This is a genomic window from Chelatococcus caeni, from assembly GCF_014196925.1.
Classification (GTDB): domain Bacteria; phylum Pseudomonadota; class Alphaproteobacteria; order Rhizobiales; family Beijerinckiaceae; genus Chelatococcus_A; species Chelatococcus_A caeni.
The window spans coordinates 152,519-168,246 of record NZ_JACIEN010000008.1 but is presented as its reverse complement, the minus strand read 5'-3'; the positions used below and the strand labels follow the sequence as shown (position 1 = coordinate 168,246).

The 15,728-nt window shown below is 68.3% G+C and carries 14 protein-coding genes; 10 read left to right on the top strand and 4 right to left on the bottom strand.

Annotation, left to right across the window (positions count from 1 at the left end):
* The first annotated feature begins 42 nt into the window (after positions 1–42).
* Positions 43–858 carry a tellurite resistance TerB family protein gene (locus GGR16_RS23675; RefSeq protein ID WP_019402748.1) on the top strand — a complete coding sequence of 272 codons (816 nt, stop codon included), beginning with the start codon at positions 43–45 and terminating at the stop codon, positions 856–858.
* A 335-nt stretch (positions 859–1,193) separates the two neighbouring features.
* Here the strand turns inward: GGR16_RS23675 and GGR16_RS23670 are convergent, their stop codons facing one another.
* Entirely contained in the window at positions 1,194–2,375 is a 1,182-nt protein-coding gene (locus GGR16_RS23670) for a pyridoxal phosphate-dependent aminotransferase (RefSeq protein ID WP_183318574.1), read from the bottom strand.
* A 17-nt stretch (positions 2,376–2,392) separates the two neighbouring features.
* Positions 2,393–2,668, bottom strand: coding sequence for a hypothetical protein (locus tag GGR16_RS23665; protein WP_183318572.1), 276 nt, complete (start codon positions 2,666–2,668; stop codon positions 2,393–2,395).
* 209 nt (positions 2,669–2,877) lie between these two features.
* On the opposite strand from GGR16_RS23665, the gene GGR16_RS23660 reads away from it, so the two are divergent.
* The 5 genes from GGR16_RS23660 to denD all read left to right on the top strand — a co-directional run bounded on the left by GGR16_RS23660 (position 2,878) and on the right by denD (position 8,180).
* Positions 2,878–4,680 (top strand): IlvD/Edd family dehydratase, encoded by a 1,803-nt coding sequence (locus GGR16_RS23660; protein WP_019402170.1) that lies wholly within the window; start codon positions 2,878–2,880, stop codon positions 4,678–4,680.
* Positions 4,681–4,719: 39 nt separating this feature from the next.
* A complete protein-coding gene (locus GGR16_RS23655) occupies positions 4,720–5,580 on the top strand; it encodes an isocitrate lyase/phosphoenolpyruvate mutase family protein (protein ID WP_183318570.1) in 861 nt (286 codons plus the stop codon).
* Positions 5,577–6,260, top strand: coding sequence for a GNAT family N-acetyltransferase (locus GGR16_RS23650; protein WP_183318568.1), 684 nt, complete (start codon positions 5,577–5,579; stop codon positions 6,258–6,260). The genes GGR16_RS23655 and GGR16_RS23650 overlap by 4 nt, the downstream gene beginning before the upstream one ends.
* A 12-nt stretch (positions 6,261–6,272) precedes the next feature.
* Complete coding sequence (locus tag GGR16_RS23645; protein WP_183318566.1) at positions 6,273–7,019, top strand: SDR family oxidoreductase; 747 nt, start codon at positions 6,273–6,275, stop codon at positions 7,017–7,019.
* A gap of 180 nt (positions 7,020–7,199) precedes the next feature.
* Entirely contained in the window at positions 7,200–8,180 is a 981-nt protein-coding gene (denD, locus tag GGR16_RS23640; protein ID WP_019402166.1) for a D-erythronate dehydrogenase, read from the top strand.
* 429 nt (positions 8,181–8,609) lie between these two features.
* Here the strand turns inward: denD and GGR16_RS23635 are convergent, their stop codons facing one another.
* A complete protein-coding gene (locus GGR16_RS23635) occupies positions 8,610–9,572 on the bottom strand; it encodes an NAD(P)-dependent oxidoreductase (protein ID WP_183318564.1) in 963 nt (320 codons plus the stop codon).
* A 351-nt stretch (positions 9,573–9,923) separates the two neighbouring features.
* Here GGR16_RS23635 and GGR16_RS23630 point away from each other — a divergent pair, with 351 nt between their 5' ends.
* The 4 genes from GGR16_RS23630 (at position 9,924) to GGR16_RS23615 (ending at position 14,389) form a co-directional block, all read left to right on the top strand.
* Positions 9,924–10,988 carry an ABC transporter ATP-binding protein gene (locus GGR16_RS23630; protein ID WP_026015030.1) on the top strand — a complete coding sequence of 355 codons (1,065 nt, stop codon included), beginning with the start codon at positions 9,924–9,926 and terminating at the stop codon, positions 10,986–10,988.
* 115 nt (positions 10,989–11,103) lie between these two features.
* Entirely contained in the window at positions 11,104–12,420 is a 1,317-nt protein-coding gene (locus tag GGR16_RS23625; protein WP_183318562.1) for an ABC transporter substrate-binding protein, read from the top strand.
* Between the two features lie 105 nt (positions 12,421–12,525).
* Positions 12,526–13,473 carry a carbohydrate ABC transporter permease gene (locus GGR16_RS23620; protein ID WP_183318560.1) on the top strand — a complete coding sequence of 316 codons (948 nt, stop codon included), beginning with the start codon at positions 12,526–12,528 and terminating at the stop codon, positions 13,471–13,473.
* 10 nt (positions 13,474–13,483) lie between these two features.
* Positions 13,484–14,389 (top strand): carbohydrate ABC transporter permease, encoded by a 906-nt coding sequence (locus GGR16_RS23615; protein WP_019401570.1) that lies wholly within the window; start codon positions 13,484–13,486, stop codon positions 14,387–14,389.
* A 237-nt stretch (positions 14,390–14,626) separates the two neighbouring features.
* Here the strand turns inward: GGR16_RS23615 and GGR16_RS23610 are convergent, their stop codons facing one another.
* Positions 14,627–15,673, bottom strand: coding sequence for a LacI family DNA-binding transcriptional regulator (locus tag GGR16_RS23610; RefSeq protein ID WP_019404220.1), 1,047 nt, complete (start codon positions 15,671–15,673; stop codon positions 14,627–14,629).
* Positions 15,674–15,728: the final 55 nt, after the last annotated feature.

Below are 15,728 nucleotides of genomic sequence, written 5' to 3'. Positions count from 1 at the left end.
AAGGAGAGGGCGGCGAGCAGCGCCCGCAACAGGGAGAGAGGGATGTTCGACGCCAAGAAGCTTCTCGACGCGCTCGTCGGTTCGGCCGCCGCCGGCGGCGGCAACGGCAAACAGGGGGAGGCCGGCCTCGGCAACATGCTGAACGACGTGCTCGGGCAGTTCACCGGCGGTGCAGGCGCGGCCGGACGCCCCGGAGCACCGGGGGCGGGCGGCAACATCGCCGAGAAGGCGATGGGCTATCTCAACACGCCGCAGGGCAACATGGCGGCGAGCGCCGTCATCGGCGGCCTCGCGGGCCTGCTGATGGGCTCGAAATCCGGCCGCAAGCTCGCCGGATCGGCCGCGAAGGTCGGTGGTCTCGCCCTGATCGGCGGCCTCGCCTATACCGCCTACCGCAACTGGAAGGCCGGGCAGCAGCCGGCCGCCTCGGCCGGTGCGCAACCCGGCGGAGTGCAGATGCTGCCGCCGCCGTCGCAGTCGCCCTTCAGCGTCGAGGGCGCCTCGCAGGACACGGCGCTGGTGCTGCTGAGGGCGATGATCGCCGCGGCGGCCGCGGACGGGCACGTCGATACGGTCGAGCGCGGCCGCATCATCGGCGGGCTGAAGCAGGCGGGCTTCGACATCGAGGCGACGCAGTTCCTCGACAACGAATTCGCCAATCCCGCCCCGATCACGACGCTCGCTGCCGCCGCGCGGACGCCGGAACTGGCGAGCGAGATCTACACGGCGGCGCGCCTCGCGATCGAGCCGGACACCTTCGAGGAAAAGACGTTCCTGACCCAGCTCGGCGACGCGCTCGGCCTCGACAAGGCGCTCATCGCCCATATCGACGCCGCGGCGACGGCGGCGAAGGCGTAAGCCGCAGGCAGAACATGGGGCGCCGACAAGACTGTCCGGCGCTGTCCGGCGCTCTCCGCCGTCATCCCCGCGCTTGTCGCGGGGATGACGGCGTGACGCTCGCGCAGGGGTGAAAGGCGGGGATGGCCGGGACAAGCCCGGCCATGACGAACGGGGAGGTTGTGCCACGCTCTTCCCGCTTCCTTTGCGCAGCCGTCTCCACCGTCATGCCCGCGCTTGTCGCGGGCATCCACGCCGTCCGTGCTCGCGCAAGGCTGAAAGGCGTGGATGGTCGGGACGAGCCCGGCCATGACGGGCGGGGAGGCTACGCTCTGCCGTTGAGCGAGGCAGGCTCGTCACGCCGCCTTGCGCGAGGCGAGGAAGGCGCCCATGCGGTCGAGCGCCTTCAGGATGTTTTCGGTCGAGTTGGCATAGGACAGGCGGATGAAGCCCTCGCCATGGACGCCGAAGTCCGGCCCGCCGATGACGGCGACGCCCGCCTCCTCGAGGAGGGCCGAGGCGAGCGCCTTCGCCTTCCAGCCCGTGCGCGAGACGTTCGGGAAGGCGTAGAACGCGCCCTTCGGCGTGGCGCAGGAGACGTCCGGCAGCTTGTTGAGACCCTCGACGACGACCTTTCGCCGCCGGTCGAACTCGGCCACCATCTCGCTGACGCAGTCCTGCGGGCCGGTGAGGGCGGCGAGCCCCGCCCATTGCGCGGCGGCATTGACGCAGGAATAGGAATTGACCGCGAGCTTGCGCGCCGCTTCGTAGAGCGGCTTCGGCCAGAGCGAGAAGCCCATGCGCCAACCGGTCATGGCATAGGTCTTCGACCAGCCGTCGAGCAGGATCAGGCGGTCGCGGATCTCGGGATAGGCGAGCAGCGACACGTGCTCCTCGCCGTCGTAGGTCATCTGGCCGTAGATCTCGTCCGACATCACGGCGACGTCCGGGTGGGCGGCAAGGCCGGCGACGAGGCGGTCGATCTCGGCCTTGGGCGTGACGCCGCCGGTCGGGTTGGCGGGGGAGTTGAGGATGAGGAGGCGCGTCCGCGGCGTGATCAGCGACAGGGTCTCCTCGGCGGAGAAGGCAAAGCCGTTCTCCTCGCGGATCGGCACCGGAACGGGCGTCGCCCCGGTGAACTCGATCATCGAGCGGTAGATGGGAAAGCCGGGATCGGGATAGAGGATCTCGGCCCCCGGCTCGCCGAACATGAGGATCGCCATGAACATGGTGACCTTGCCGCCGGGCACGATCAGCACCTCGTCGGGCGAGACGGAGACGCCGAGGCGGCGGTGAATGTCGGCGGCGACGCCCTCGCGCAGCGGCAGGATGCCGGTGGCCGGCGTATAGCCGTGGTGGCCGTCGCGCAGGGCCTTGACGGCCGCCTCGACGATGTGGGGCGGGGTCGGGAAATCCGGCTGGCCGATGCCGAGGTTGATGATGTCGCGCCCCTCGGCGGCGAGCGCGGTGGCGCGGGCCAGCACGGCGAAGGCGTTTTCCTCTCCGATGCGCCCGAAGGCGTCGACGATCCTGAGCATTCTCACTCCCTAGATCTTCAGTTGATGTCCTGGTTCTTCATCGGCTTGCCGAGGGCGCAGTCGCGGTTGGCGCCCGTGCCCGGGGCGTTCTCGAAAGTGCATCGGCGCTCCGGCTGCGGTCCGCAGACCTTCGCGAGGTCGCGAAAGCCGACGCAGCGGCCGTCGGGGCCGCGGTAGCCGGGGCCGCCCTTGCAGCCGCAACCGCGGCACGCCGGCCGCTCGGGACAGGCCGCGAGGACCGGACCGGCGCAGGCCAGCACGGCAACGGCGAGCGCCGCCGCGAACAGCCGCATGGTTCGGCCGCCACACCCCTTCCGATCGCTCCCCACCCCTCGCGTCCCCCGCCTGTTGCCAGCGTGAGGCAACGGAGCCCTGCCTCCAACGCATCAGTTCAGCGATTGATTTTCCGCTGCATTTAGGGCGATGCTGGCAGGGAAATCAAACGGCTAAATCGTTTTTATAGCGCCTTGCAGAAGGCGTGGGACGGGAAGGACAACGCCACATGACTGCGCATAACCGGGACAAATCGCAGCTGCGCTCGCGCCTGTGGTTCGACAATCCCGACAATCCGGGCATGACGGCGCTCTATCTCGAGCGCTACCTCAACTACGGCCTGACGCGCGAGGAGCTGCAGTCGGGCAAGCCGATCATCGGCATCGCCCAGACGGGCTCGGACCTCTCACCCTGCAACCGCCACCATCTCGACCTGGCGCAGAGGGTGCGCGAGGGCATCCGCGCCGCCGGCGGCGTGGTGATGGAATTCCCCGTCCATCCCATCCAGGAGACGGGCAAGCGCCCGACCGCCTCGCTCGACCGCAACCTTGCCTATCTCGGCCTCGTCGAGGTGCTCTACGGCTATCCGCTCGACGGCGTGGTGCTGACGACGGGCTGCGACAAGACGACGCCGGCCTGCATCATGGCCGCGGCGACGGTGAACATTCCGGCCATCGTGCTCTCCGGCGGGCCGATGCTCAACGGCTGGTTCCGCGGCGAGCGCACGGGCTCCGGCACCGTGGTGTGGAAGGCGCGCGAGCTGCTCGCCGAGGGCAAGATCGACTACGAGAAGTTCATCGAGCTCGTCGCCTCCTCGGCGCCGTCCGTCGGTCACTGCAACACCATGGGCACGGCCTCGACCATGAACTCGCTGGCCGAGGCGCTCGGCATGAGCCTGCCCGGCTGCGCCGCCATCCCCGCGCCCTATCGCGAACGCGGGCAGATCGCCTATGACACCGGCAAGCGCATCGTCGAGATGGTGTGGGAGGACCTGAAGCCTTCCGACATCCTGACGCGCGAAGCCTTCGAGAACGCGATCGTGGTCAATTCGGCCATCGGCGGCTCGACCAACGCGCCGATCCACATCAACGCCATCGCCAAGCACATCGGCGTGCCGCTGAGCGTGGAGGACTGGGAGACGGTGGGGCACAAGGTGCCGCTGATCGTCGACCTGCAGCCGGCCGGCAAATATCTCGGAGAGGAATATCACCGCGCCGGCGGCGTGCCGGCGGTGGTCAACGAATTGATGCAGCACGGCCTCATCCGCGAGGGCGCGCTCACGGTGAACGGCAGGACCATCGGCGAGAACTGCCGTGGGCGCGAGGCGGAGGACCGCGACGTCATCCGCAGCTTCGACAACGCGCTGATGCAGGATGCCGGCTTCATCGTGCTGAAGGGCAACCTGTTCGATTCGGCGATCATGAAGACGAGCGTGATCTCGAAGGAGTTCCGCGACCGCTACCTGTCGAATCCGAGCGACCCCGACGCCTTCGAAGGGCGGGCCATCGTCTTCGACGGGCCGGAGGATTACCACAAGCGCATCGACGATCCGGCCCTCGGCATCGACGAGCATTGCATGCTCTTCATGCGCGGCGCCGGGCCCATCGGCTATCCGGGGGCGGCGGAGGTCGTCAACATGCAGGCGCCGGACTATCTCCTCAAGAAGGGCATCACCTCGCTGCCCTGCATCGGCGACGGGCGCCAGTCCGGCACGTCGGGCTCCCCGTCGATCCTCAACGCCTCGCCCGAGGCGGCGGCTGGTGGCGGCCTGGCGCTGCTCAGGACCGATGACCGGGTGCGAATCGACCTGCGCAAGGGCACGGCCGATATCCTCATCTCCACCGAAGAGCTCGCCGCCCGCCGGGCCGAGCTGGAGAAGAACGGCGGCTACCCCTATCCCGCCAGCCAGACGCCCTGGCAGGAGATCCAGCGTGCCATGGTCGATCAGCTCTCCGAGGGCATGGTGCTGAAGCCGGCGGTGAAATATCAAAAGGTCTCCCAGACCTTCGGGGTGCCGCGCGACAACCATTGACGTGGTTCACACGGCTCGCCCTTCCCGACGGAGAGACCAGTGAGCTCCATCCACGACCGCCGTCACGCATTCCGCCGGCTGCACGAGGCCGGCGGGGCCTTCGTCATGCCGAACCCGTGGGATGTGGGCACCGCCCGCTTCCTGCAGAGCCTCGGCTTCAAGGCGCTCGCCACGACGAGCGCCGGCGTCGCCTTCTCGCAGGGCTTCCCGGACACCGACTGGGCCGTCCCGCGCGATGCGATGCTGGCGCATATCCGCGAGATCGTCGAAGCCGTGGACGTGCCGGTGAACGCCGATTTCGAATCGGGCTATGCGCACGAGCCGGGCGACGTCGCCAAGAACGTGCGGCTGTGCGCCGAGACCGGCGTCGCGGGCCTCTCCATCGAGGATGCGACGGGGGAGTCGTCGCGCCCGCTCTATGACCTCAGCCTCGCGAAGGAGCGGATCGCGGCGGCGCGTGCCGCCATCGACGAGGCCGGCAAGGGCGTCGTGCTGACGGCGCGGGCGGAATGCTGGCTCGTCGGCCACGCGGCGCCGCTCGACGAATCCATCCGCCGGCTCGTCGCCTATGCCGAGGCCGGGGCCGACTGCCTCTATGCGCCCGGCTGCCGGACGCCCGAGGAGATCCGCGCCATCGTCGAAGCCGTGGCGCCCAAGCCCGTCAACGTGCTCATTCCCGCCGGCACGACCATGGGCGTCGACGAATTTTCGGCCCTCGGCGTCAAGCGCCTCAGTGGCGGCTCGGCCTTGTGCCGGGTTGCCTGGGGCGCCTTCATGCAGGCGGCGCGCGATGTGGTGACGACCGGGCGCTTCGATGCGCTCGCGCAGGCCGTGCCCTTCGACGAGATCAATGGCTTCTTTCGCGACGACCTTGCGCACGGGCGGAGGCCGACGCGATGAACGATCCGGTCATCGGCCCGGCGCGCGGCCTGCCGCCGCGGCGGGAGCACGAGGGGCGCACGGTCGTTCTCGCGCCGCTCGATGCGCGACTGCATGCGGCCGACCTGTGGGCGGCCGTCGCGGGGCACGACAGTCTCTGGGACTACATGGCCTACGGCCCCTTCGCCGATGCGGAGGCCTTCGGCCTCTGGCTCGAGGGGCGGGCGGAGCTGAGCGACCCGTTCTATTTCACCGTGATCGACCGCGGCACGGGCCGGGCCGTGGGCCTCGTGACGCTGATGGAGATCCGCCCCGCCCACGGAGTCGTCGAGGTCGGGAACATCGTCTTCTCACCGGCGCTGCAGCGTACCTGCGCGGCGACGGAGGCGATCTATCTCCTTGCGAGGCATGTCTTCGACGATCTCGGCTACCGCCGCTTCGAGTGGAAGTGCAACGCGGCCAATGCCGCCTCGCGCCGGGCAGCCGAGCGCTTCGGCTTCACCTTCGAGGGCATCTTCCGCCAGCACATGATCGTCAAGGGGAAGAACCGCGATACCGCCTGGTTCGCCATGCTCGACAGCGAGTGGCCGGCGCGCAAGGCGGCCTTCGAGAGCTGGCTGGCGCCCGACAATTTCGACGCGGCGGGGCGCCAGCGCGTCCCGCTCGCCGCTTTTCAGAAGAAACCTCAAGCGACAATCTAGGGAGTAACGCAAGTGGCTGGACGCCTATCGGGCAAGACATGTGTCGTGACGGCGGCAGGGCAGGGCATCGGCCGGGCCTGTGCCGAGGCCTTCCTGCGCGAGGGGGCCAAGGTCGTCGCGACCGATCTCGACGAGGCCAAGCTCGCCGGCCTTGCGGGCGCGCGCTGCAGCAAGCTCGACGTGCGCTCGACCGCCGCCGTCGAGGCGCTGGCGCGCGACGTCGGCCCGGTGGACGTGCTGCTCAACGCGGCCGGCTATGTCCACCACGGCTCGGTGCTGGAGTGCTCGGAGGAGGACTGGGACTTCTCCTTCGACCTCAACGTGAAGTCGATGCACCGCACGGTGCGCGCCTTCCTGCCCGGCATGCTGGAGAAGGGCGCCGGCTCCATCGTCAACATCGCCTCGGGTGCCTCCTCCGTGCGCGGCATCCCCAACCGCTACGTCTATGGTGCCAGCAAGGCTGCCGTCGTCGGCCTCACCAAGGCGCTGGCGGCCGACTTCATCCGCAAGGGCGTGCGCGCCAACGCCATTTGCCCCGGCACCATCGAATCGCCCTCGCTCGACGAGCGCATCGCCACCCTGGCGCGCGAGACCGGCCAGAGCGTGGAAGCCGTCCGCCAGGCCTTCATCGACCGCCAGCCGATGGGCCGGCTCGGCAAGCCGGAAGAGATCGCCGCGCTCGCGGTCTATCTCGCCTCCGACGAATCGGCCTTCACGACGGGCCAGATCCATCTCGCCGACGGCGGCTTCGCGCTCTGAACGACGATTGGTCTAACGGGGCGAGCGCATCCCGTTCCCTCCCCCCTTGCGGGGGAGGGTAGGGAGGGGGGTGGTGCAGCATGCAGGGCTTCATGGCTCTTGCGTCGCGACCCCACCCCAACCCCTCCCCGCAAGGGGGAGGGGCTCCGTCCCCACCGCAATGCAAAGGAACTCTAGGTCATGCATATCCTCATCATCGGCGCGGCGGGCATGGTCGGCCGAAAGCTCACGGAACGGCTGGTCCGGGACGGTGCGCTCGGCGGCAAGACGATCACGCGCGCCACGCTGCACGACATCGTGGAGCCGCTCGCCCCGGCCGGCGCGCCTTTCGCCGTGAAGACGCTCGCCTCCGATTTCTCTGAGCCGGGCGAAGCCGAGAAGCTGGTGGCGGAGCGGCCGGACGTGATCTTCCATCTCGCGGCCATCGTCTCCGGCGAGGCCGAGGCGGATTTCGACAAGGGCTACCGCATCAATCTCGACGGCACGCGCTATCTCTTCGACGCGGTGCGCGTGATCGAGGGCTATGTGCCGCGCCTCGTCTTCACCTCCTCGATCGCGGTGTTCGGCGCGCCCTTCCCCGACGCGATCGGCGACGAGTTCTTCACCACGCCGCTGACGAGCTACGGCGCGCAGAAGGCGATCGGCGAGCTTCTCCTCGCTGATTACACCCGCCGCGGCTTCTTCGACGGCATCGGCATCCGCCTGCCGACGATCTGCGTCAGGCCGGGCAAGCCGAACAAGGCGGCGTCCGGCTTCTTCTCCAACATCATCCGCGAGCCGCTGTCCGGCATCGAGGCGGTGCTGCCCGTGGGCGAGGATGTGCGCCACTGGCACGCGAGCCCGCGTTCGGCCGTCGGCTTCCTCATCCACGCCGCGACCATCGACGGCGAGACGGTGGGGCCGCGCCGCACCCTCACCATGCCTGGTCTTTCGGTGACCGTGGGCGAGCAGCTCGAGGCGCTGCGCCGCGTCGCCGGCGACAAGGCGGTGGCGCTGGTCAGGCGCGAGCCGGATCCGGTCATCGTGAAGATCGTCGCCGGCTGGCCGCGCAATTTCGACGCGAGCCGCGCCCTCTCCCTCGGCTTCAAGGCGGAGACGTCCTTCGACGACATCATCCGCGTGCACATCGAGGACGAGCTCGGCGGCAAGCTGGGCGTGTGACGCGAAGGAGCGCTCAAGCCGGCATTCCTGCGATGCGGTCATGCCCGCGCTTGTCGCGGGCATCCCCCGTTGAGCAACAGCAAAGGCGTGGATGGCCGGGACAGGCCCGGCCATGACGTGGGGAGGCGGTAGCACTTCATCTGAACCGAACAGCCGTGGGGCATCAAGCGCCCGTGGCGGGCGAGGAAGGTCTGATCCGAACGCCCCCGGTCACGCCTTCCCCCACGAAGCGGCGGGGAGGGGCGGGGGCGGTGCCGCAGGCAGGCGGTCGCCGATTGAAAGTTGGGAGAGAGCGTTGCTGGTCGGGGATTGCCGGCATGCTCGTGACGAGCGTCGGCGCCCCCCACCCCTAGCCCCTCCCCGCCGCAAGCGGGGGGAGGGGGACAGGGCCCTCTGGCGGCTGCGCTGCTTGATGAGTTCAGCTGCGCGTCAGTTCCGCGGCCAGGGCGTCTCGGCGACCGGCGTCTTCGGGCCCTTGCCCTCGAACCAGGACACGAGGTTGTCGACGACGAGCTGGCCCATGGCGTTGCGGGTGTAGACCGAGGCGGAGCCGACGTGGGGCAGCAGCACCACGTGATCCATGGCGATGAGCTCGGCCGGCACGCGCGGCTCGTCCTCGAAGACGTCGAGGCCGGCGGAGAGGATCTTGCGGTCGCGCAAGGCGGCGACCAGCGCCTTCTCGTCGACGACGGTGCCGCGGCCGACATTGATGAGGATGCCGTCCGGGCCGAGCGCCTCCAGCACCTCGGCATTGACGATGTGATGCGTCGCCGTCCCGCCCGGCGCGACCACCATCAGCACGTCGACGTCGCGTGCCATGGCGACGAGGTTGTCGTAATAGCGGTAGGGCACGTCCGCCTGGCGGCTGCGGCCGTGATAGGCGATGTCGAGGCCGAAGGCGGCGCAGCGCTCGGCGATGGCCTTGCCGATGCGGCCGAGGCCGAGAATGCCGACCTTGCGCTCGCGCAGCGTGGCGGTGAGCGGGTAGGGCTTCTCCAGCCACTTGCCGGCGCGCAGATAGCGGTCCACCTGTGGGATCTGGCGCACGGTGGCGAGCAGCAGGCCGAGCGCGAGGTCCGCCACCTCGCCCGTGAGCACGTCCGGCGTGTTGGTGACGATGATGCCGCGCTCGGCCGCCGCCTTCACGTCGATGCCGTCATAGCCGACCCCGAAATTGGCGATGATCTCGAGCGCCGGCAGCTTCTCGATCAGCGCCCGGTCGGCCTTGCCGGCGCCGCCGGCCGCGACGCCGCGGATGCGCGGGCCCACCTCGCGGAAGAAGACCGCCTCGTCCGCGACCTCGGCGAGCTTGTGCAGGGTGAAATGCTTCGTCAGCCCGTCCTCGATGAGAGGCATGATGGGGCGGACGAGGAGAATCTCGGGCTTGCTCACGAGCGCGTTTCCCTGGCTGTCGTTCGGTTTCGTCGGGCTTAAGCGTTTAAACGATTGAATTCAAGTTGAGACGCAGCTAGCGTTAGGTCAACAAGGATGTCGCCTTCGCGCGGCAGACCAAAAAAGCCGGATACCGGCGACGGGGAAACGGCCTTCACGGGCTCAGGGGAGGGGACGGCGTGCACAACCGGCGGCGCGGCATCTCAGCTTTTCGCGATGGACTGGTTTTCGTCTTGCGCAGCGGTTGCGTTTGACGAACGATCTCGCGTGTCCCGCTGCCTTCCGGGGAGGGCGTCGGGAAGAGTGGTGATGCGGCCGGCGGCGCCGCTTGAACAGGGACGGTCGACTTAAATGGCATCGGTTGAAATTCGAGACGTGCGCAAGGCGTTTGGCGCGACCCAGGTCATCCACGGCGTGTCCATCGACATCGTGGACGGCGAGTTCGTGATTCTCGTCGGCCCTTCCGGATGCGGCAAGTCGACCCTGCTGCGCATGGTGGCCGGCCTCGAGAACGTCACCGGCGGCGAGATCCGCATCGGCGAGCGCGTCGTCAACGACGTGCCGCCGAAGGAGCGGGACATCGCCATGGTGTTCCAGAACTACGCGCTCTATCCGCACATGACGGTGGCGGACAACATGGCCTTCTCGCTCAAGCTGCGCAGCGCGCCCAAGAGCGAGATCGAGGAGCGCGTCAAGAAGGCGGCCGACATCCTCGGCCTCGGCCATCTGCTCGAACGCTACCCCCGCCAGCTCTCGGGCGGCCAGCGCCAGCGCGTCGCCATGGGCCGGGCCATCGTGCGCAACCCGCAGGTCTTCCTGTTCGACGAGCCGCTGTCGAACCTCGATGCCAAGCTGCGCGTGCAGATGCGCACGGAGATCAAGGAGCTGCACCAGCGCCTCAAGACGACGACGGTCTACGTGACGCACGACCAGATCGAGGCCATGACCATGGCCGACAAGATCGTCGTCATGCATGACGGCATCGTCGAGCAGATGGGCGCGCCGCTCGAGCTCTACGACAGGCCGGCCAACATGTTCGTCGCCGGCTTCATCGGCTCGCCGGCCATGAACTTCGTCAAGGGCAACATCACGGTCAACGGCAAGGCGGTGTTCAAGACCGAGGGCGGTCTCGAGCTGCCGCTCGCCACGGCGCCGGCGGGAGCCGACGGGCGCCCCGCCGTCTACGGCATCCGGCCGGAGCACTTCGTGATCGATGCGGCGAACGGCATCCCGGCCGAGGTCGTGGTCGTCGAGCCGACGGGGTCGGAGACCCAGGTCTTCGCCAAGCTCGGCGGGCAGGACATCGTCGGCGTCTTCCGCGAGCGCGTCACCGTCGGCCCGGGCGACACCATCCCGCTCACGCCCAATCCCGCGCTCGTCCACCTGTTTGACGCGCAGACGGGTCAGCGCCTGTGAGGCTTCGGCCGCGGCCCTTCCGGCCGCGGCTGTATGGCGGTGTCGTCACAAAGAATGGCCAAGGGACGGCCGCACCGCGCCATGAGTTGCGTCCCATCATATCGGAGGATTGCCCATGACCGTTTCGAGACGCGATCTGCTGCTCGGCAGTGCCGGCCTTGCTGCCGGCGCGGCCGGCATGTCCATGCTCGGCTCCGTGCCGGCCCGTGCCCAGTCAGCCATGAAGTTCACGCCCGAGCAGGGCGCCTCGCTGCGCGTGCTGCGCTGGTCGCCCTTCGTCAAGGGCGATGAGGACGCTTGGCTCGCCAATACCAAGAAGTTCACGGAAGCCACCGGCGTCGAGGTGCGCATCGACAAGGAGAGCTGGGAAGACATCCGGCCGAAGGCGGCGGTCGCGGCCAATGTCGGCTCCGGGCCGGACGTCATGTGGGTGTGGTTCGACGACGCGCACCAGTATCCCGACAAGCTCCTCGACGTGACCGACCTCGCCAACGACCTCGGCTCGCGCTACGGCGGCTGGTATGCCGGCCCCGAGGGCTATGCCAAACGCGAAGGGCGGTTCATCGGCCTGCCGCTCGCGACCATCGGCAACGCCCTGTGCTACCGCGAGAGCTGGGTGAAGGAGGCCGGCTTCAGCGAATTCCCGAAGGATACCGCAGGCTTCCTCGAACTCTGCAAAGCGCTGAAGGCCAAGGGCCACCCGGCCGGCTTCCCGCACGGCAAGGCCGTCGGCGACGGCAATAACTACGCCCACTGGCTGCTGTGGAGCCATGGCGGCAAGATGGTCGACGAGAGCGGCAAGGTCGTTATCAACAGCCCGGAGACGATCGAGGCGCTGAAATATGCACGCGAGCTCTACCAGACCTTCATCCCGGGCACGGAAAGCTGGCTCGACGTCAACAACAACCGCGCCTTCCTGGCGGGCGAGGTGTCGGTGACGGCCAACGGCGTGTCGCTCTACTATGCGGCCAAGAACGATCCGAAGCTGGCGGAGATGGCGGCCGACATCAGGACGACCAACCTGCCCATCGGCCCGGTCGGCCAGACCGTCGAGCTGCACCAGACGACGACGGCGGTGATCTTCAAATATTCGAAGTTCCCGCAGGCGGCGCAGGCCTACCTGCAGTTCATGTTCGAGGCCGACCAGATGAACAACTGGATCCAGGGCTCGAGCGCGTACTGCTGCCAGACGCTGAAGGCCTTCGCGAACAACCCCATCTGGACGTCGGATCCGGTGCATGCGCCCTATGCCAAGGCCTCCGACACGCTGCGCCCCAACGGCTATGCCGGCCCGCTCGGCTACGCTTCGGCGGCGGTGATGGCGGACTACGTGCTCGTCGACATGTTCGCCGAAGCCGCCACCGGCCAGCGCACGCCGGAGGATGCGGCCAAGCGCGCCGAGCAGCGCGCCAACCGCTACTACCGCGTCTGATCGACCAGGAGGCGGCGGCGACGCCGCCGCCTCTTCAAGGCCACTGCGGCTCGTCAGGTCCGGCAGCGGGGTGGTCTCATTCACTGTGAAACCGGAGAGCGGCGTATGTCCGTCAGTGCCGATTCGATCCCGGCCGCCCCGTCATCGCGCTGGAGCCTGTCGCGGCTCGCGCACGATCACAACGTTCTCGGCCTCCTGTTCCTGTTGCCGGCGGCGGCGTTCCTGCTGGTCTTCCTCACCTATCCGCTCGGCCTCGGCGTCTGGCTGGGGTTCACCGACACGCGCATCGGCCGCTCGGGCGTCTTCATCGGGCTCGAGAATTACCAGCTCCTGTGGGAAGACCACATCTTCTGGCTGTCGGTGTTCAACACCATCCTCTACACCACCGTCGCCTCGGCGCTGAAATTCGGGCTCGGCCTGTGGCTCGCCCTGCTCCTCAACGAGCGCCTCCCGTTCAAGGCCTTCTTCCGCGCCATCGTGCTGCTGCCCTGGGTCGTGCCGACGGTGCTGTCGGCGATCGCCTTCTGGTGGATCTACGACGCGCAGTTCTCGATCATCTCCTGGGCGCTGATCGAAATCGGGCTGATCGATTCCAACATCAACTTCCTCGGCGACGCGACGAATGCGCGGGCCTCGGTGATCGCGGCCAATGTCTGGCGCGGCATCCCCTTCGTCGCCATCTCGCTGCTCGCCGGCCTGCAGACCATCCCGCCCTCGCTGCACGAGGCGGCGACGCTGGACGGGGCCTCGTCGTGGCAGCGCTTCCGCCACATCACGCTGCCCATGCTGACGCCGATCATCGCCGTCGTGATGACCTTTTCGGTGCTGTTCACCTTCACCGACTTCCAGCTCATCTACGTGCTGACGCGTGGCGGACCGCTCAATGCGACGCATCTCATGGCGACGCTCAGCTTCCAGCGCGCCATTCCCGGCGGGCAGCTCGGCGAGGGCGCGGCCATCGCGGTCGCCATGATCCCCTTCCTGCTCGCCGCCATCCTGTTCAGCTACTTCGGCCTGCAACGCCGCCGCTGGCAGCAGGGCGGGGCCGATTGAGGAGACACCGATGAGCGCTTCCACCCAAACGGCGCCCGTTCGCGAGCCCCTCGTCGGCGACGAGGGCGGGATGGGCTATCTCGAGCGCCTGCCGCGGCGGCTCGTGACCGTCTACCTGCCCCTTCTCGTCTTTCTCTTCGTCCTGCTGTTCCCGTTCTACTGGATGGCGATCACCTCCATCAAACCGAACGCGCAGCTGACGGACTATCACAACTACAGCCCCTTCTGGGTGGTCGACCCGACGCTCGACCACATCCGCTATCTCTTGTTCGAGACCTCCTATCCGGGCTGGCTCGTGAACACGATGGTCGTTGCGGTGGCGGCGACCTTCGTGTCGCTCGTCACCTCGGTGTTCGCGGCCTATGCCATCGAGCGGCTGCGCTTCACGGGCTCGCGCTTCGTCGGCCTCGCCATCTTCCTCGCCTATCTGGTGCCGCCGTCGATCCTGTTCATCCCGCTGGCGCTGATGGTGTTCAACTTCGGCATCTACGACAGCAAGCTCGCGCTCATCTTCACCTATCCGACCTTCCTCGTGCCGTTCTGCACGTGGCTGCTGATGGGCTATTTCCGCTCCATCCCCTACGAGCTCGAGGAATGCGCGCTGATCGACGGCGCCTCGCGCTGGCAGATCCTCGTCAAGGTGCTGCTGCCGCTGTCGGTGCCGGGGCTGATCTCGGCCGGCATCTTCGCCTTCACGCTCTCGTGGAACGAGTTCATCTATGCGCTCACCTTCATCGCCTCGTCGGAGAACAAGACGGTGCCGGTCGGCGTGCTGACGGAGCTGGTGCGCTCGGACGTCTATGAATGGGGGTCGCTGATGGCCGGGGCGCTCATCGGCTCCCTGCCGGTGGTCATCCTCTATTCCTTCTTCGTCGAGCACTACGTCTCGTCGATGACCGGCGCGGTGAAGGAATAGGGCTCGCTGGTCTGCCGGCTGGTCTGTTCGTCATGCCCGCGCTCGTCGCGGGCATCCACGCCCTCACAAGCATGAGCGACGTCAAAGGCGTGGATGGCCGGGACGAGCCCGGCCATGACGAGGGGGCGTGCGCCAGGCCATTGCAGACGACACGTCGCTCAACCCGGACGGGGCGCGCGTTGTGCGGGCGCAGCGATCAAGGGATGACTGAGCCTGCGGTCCGCCGTCCGCCCCTTGTCACCGCAGCGGGCAGGTCGAGTTGCGCACGACGAGGCGCGGCTCGAGGAGGACGCGGCGCACCTCCGCCTGCGGCGAGGCGATGCGGCGGATGAGCAGCTCGGCGGCGCTCTGGCCCATCTCGAGCTGGCGGTTGTGGACCGTCGTCAGGGCCGGATACCATTGCGCCGCCTCGGCGACGTCGTCGCAGCCGACGACCGAGAAGTCGACCCCGGCCTCGCGCCCGGCATGGCGCAGGCCGAGCATCGCGCCGAAGGCGACGAGGTCGTTGAAGCAGACGGCGGCCGTGGGCGGCTCGTCGAGCTCGAGCAGGCTCTGCACGCTGCGGAAGCCGAGTTCGCGCGTGCCGAAGCCCTCGACGACGAGGGCGGGATCGAAGCGGATGCCGTGGCGGGCGAGGGTGTTGCGATAGCCGGTCCTGCGGTTGTGCCCGGTCGAGATCAGCTCGTTGCCGCCGAGGAGCGCGATGCGCCGGTGGCCGAGGGCGAGCAGGTGCTCGACCGCCAGCTCCATGCCGCGCGCATCGTCGGAGCCGGCGAAGTCGAGGTGGGCGTCCGGCACCTCGCGCGACACCTGCACGACGGGAATGCCGGCCGAGGTCAGGATGCGCAGGTTGGCGACCGTGGTGCCGCCGGCGGGGCAGATGATCATGCCGTCCGGCCGGTATTCCCGAAGCGTCGCGAAGACCTTGTTCTGCTTCTCCAGGCTCTCGGCATAGGTGCCGAGCAGGATGGTGAGGCCGTTGCGGCTCGCCGTGTCCTCGATGGTGCTGAGCAGCTCGGTGAAATAGGGGTTGGTGATGTCGTGGAAGGCGACCGCGATGATGTTGGTGCGGGCGGTGCGCAGGCTGGCGGCGCTGCGGTTGTAGATGTAGCCCAGCTCACGGGCGAGTTCCTGCACCCGCTGCTTGGTGCTCTCGGCCACGACGGCGCTGTCGCGCAGGGCGAGCGAGACGGTGGCCGTGGAGAGGGAGAGCTTGTCGGCGATGACCTGCAGGGTTACGCGGCCGCGTTCCTGGCCTTCTGTCATCAAGCCATCGACGGTCATGGTCTGCGCTTCCCCCTCGTCCGCCCCGCTTCGGCGGGGCCTTTGCTTGTCCCGC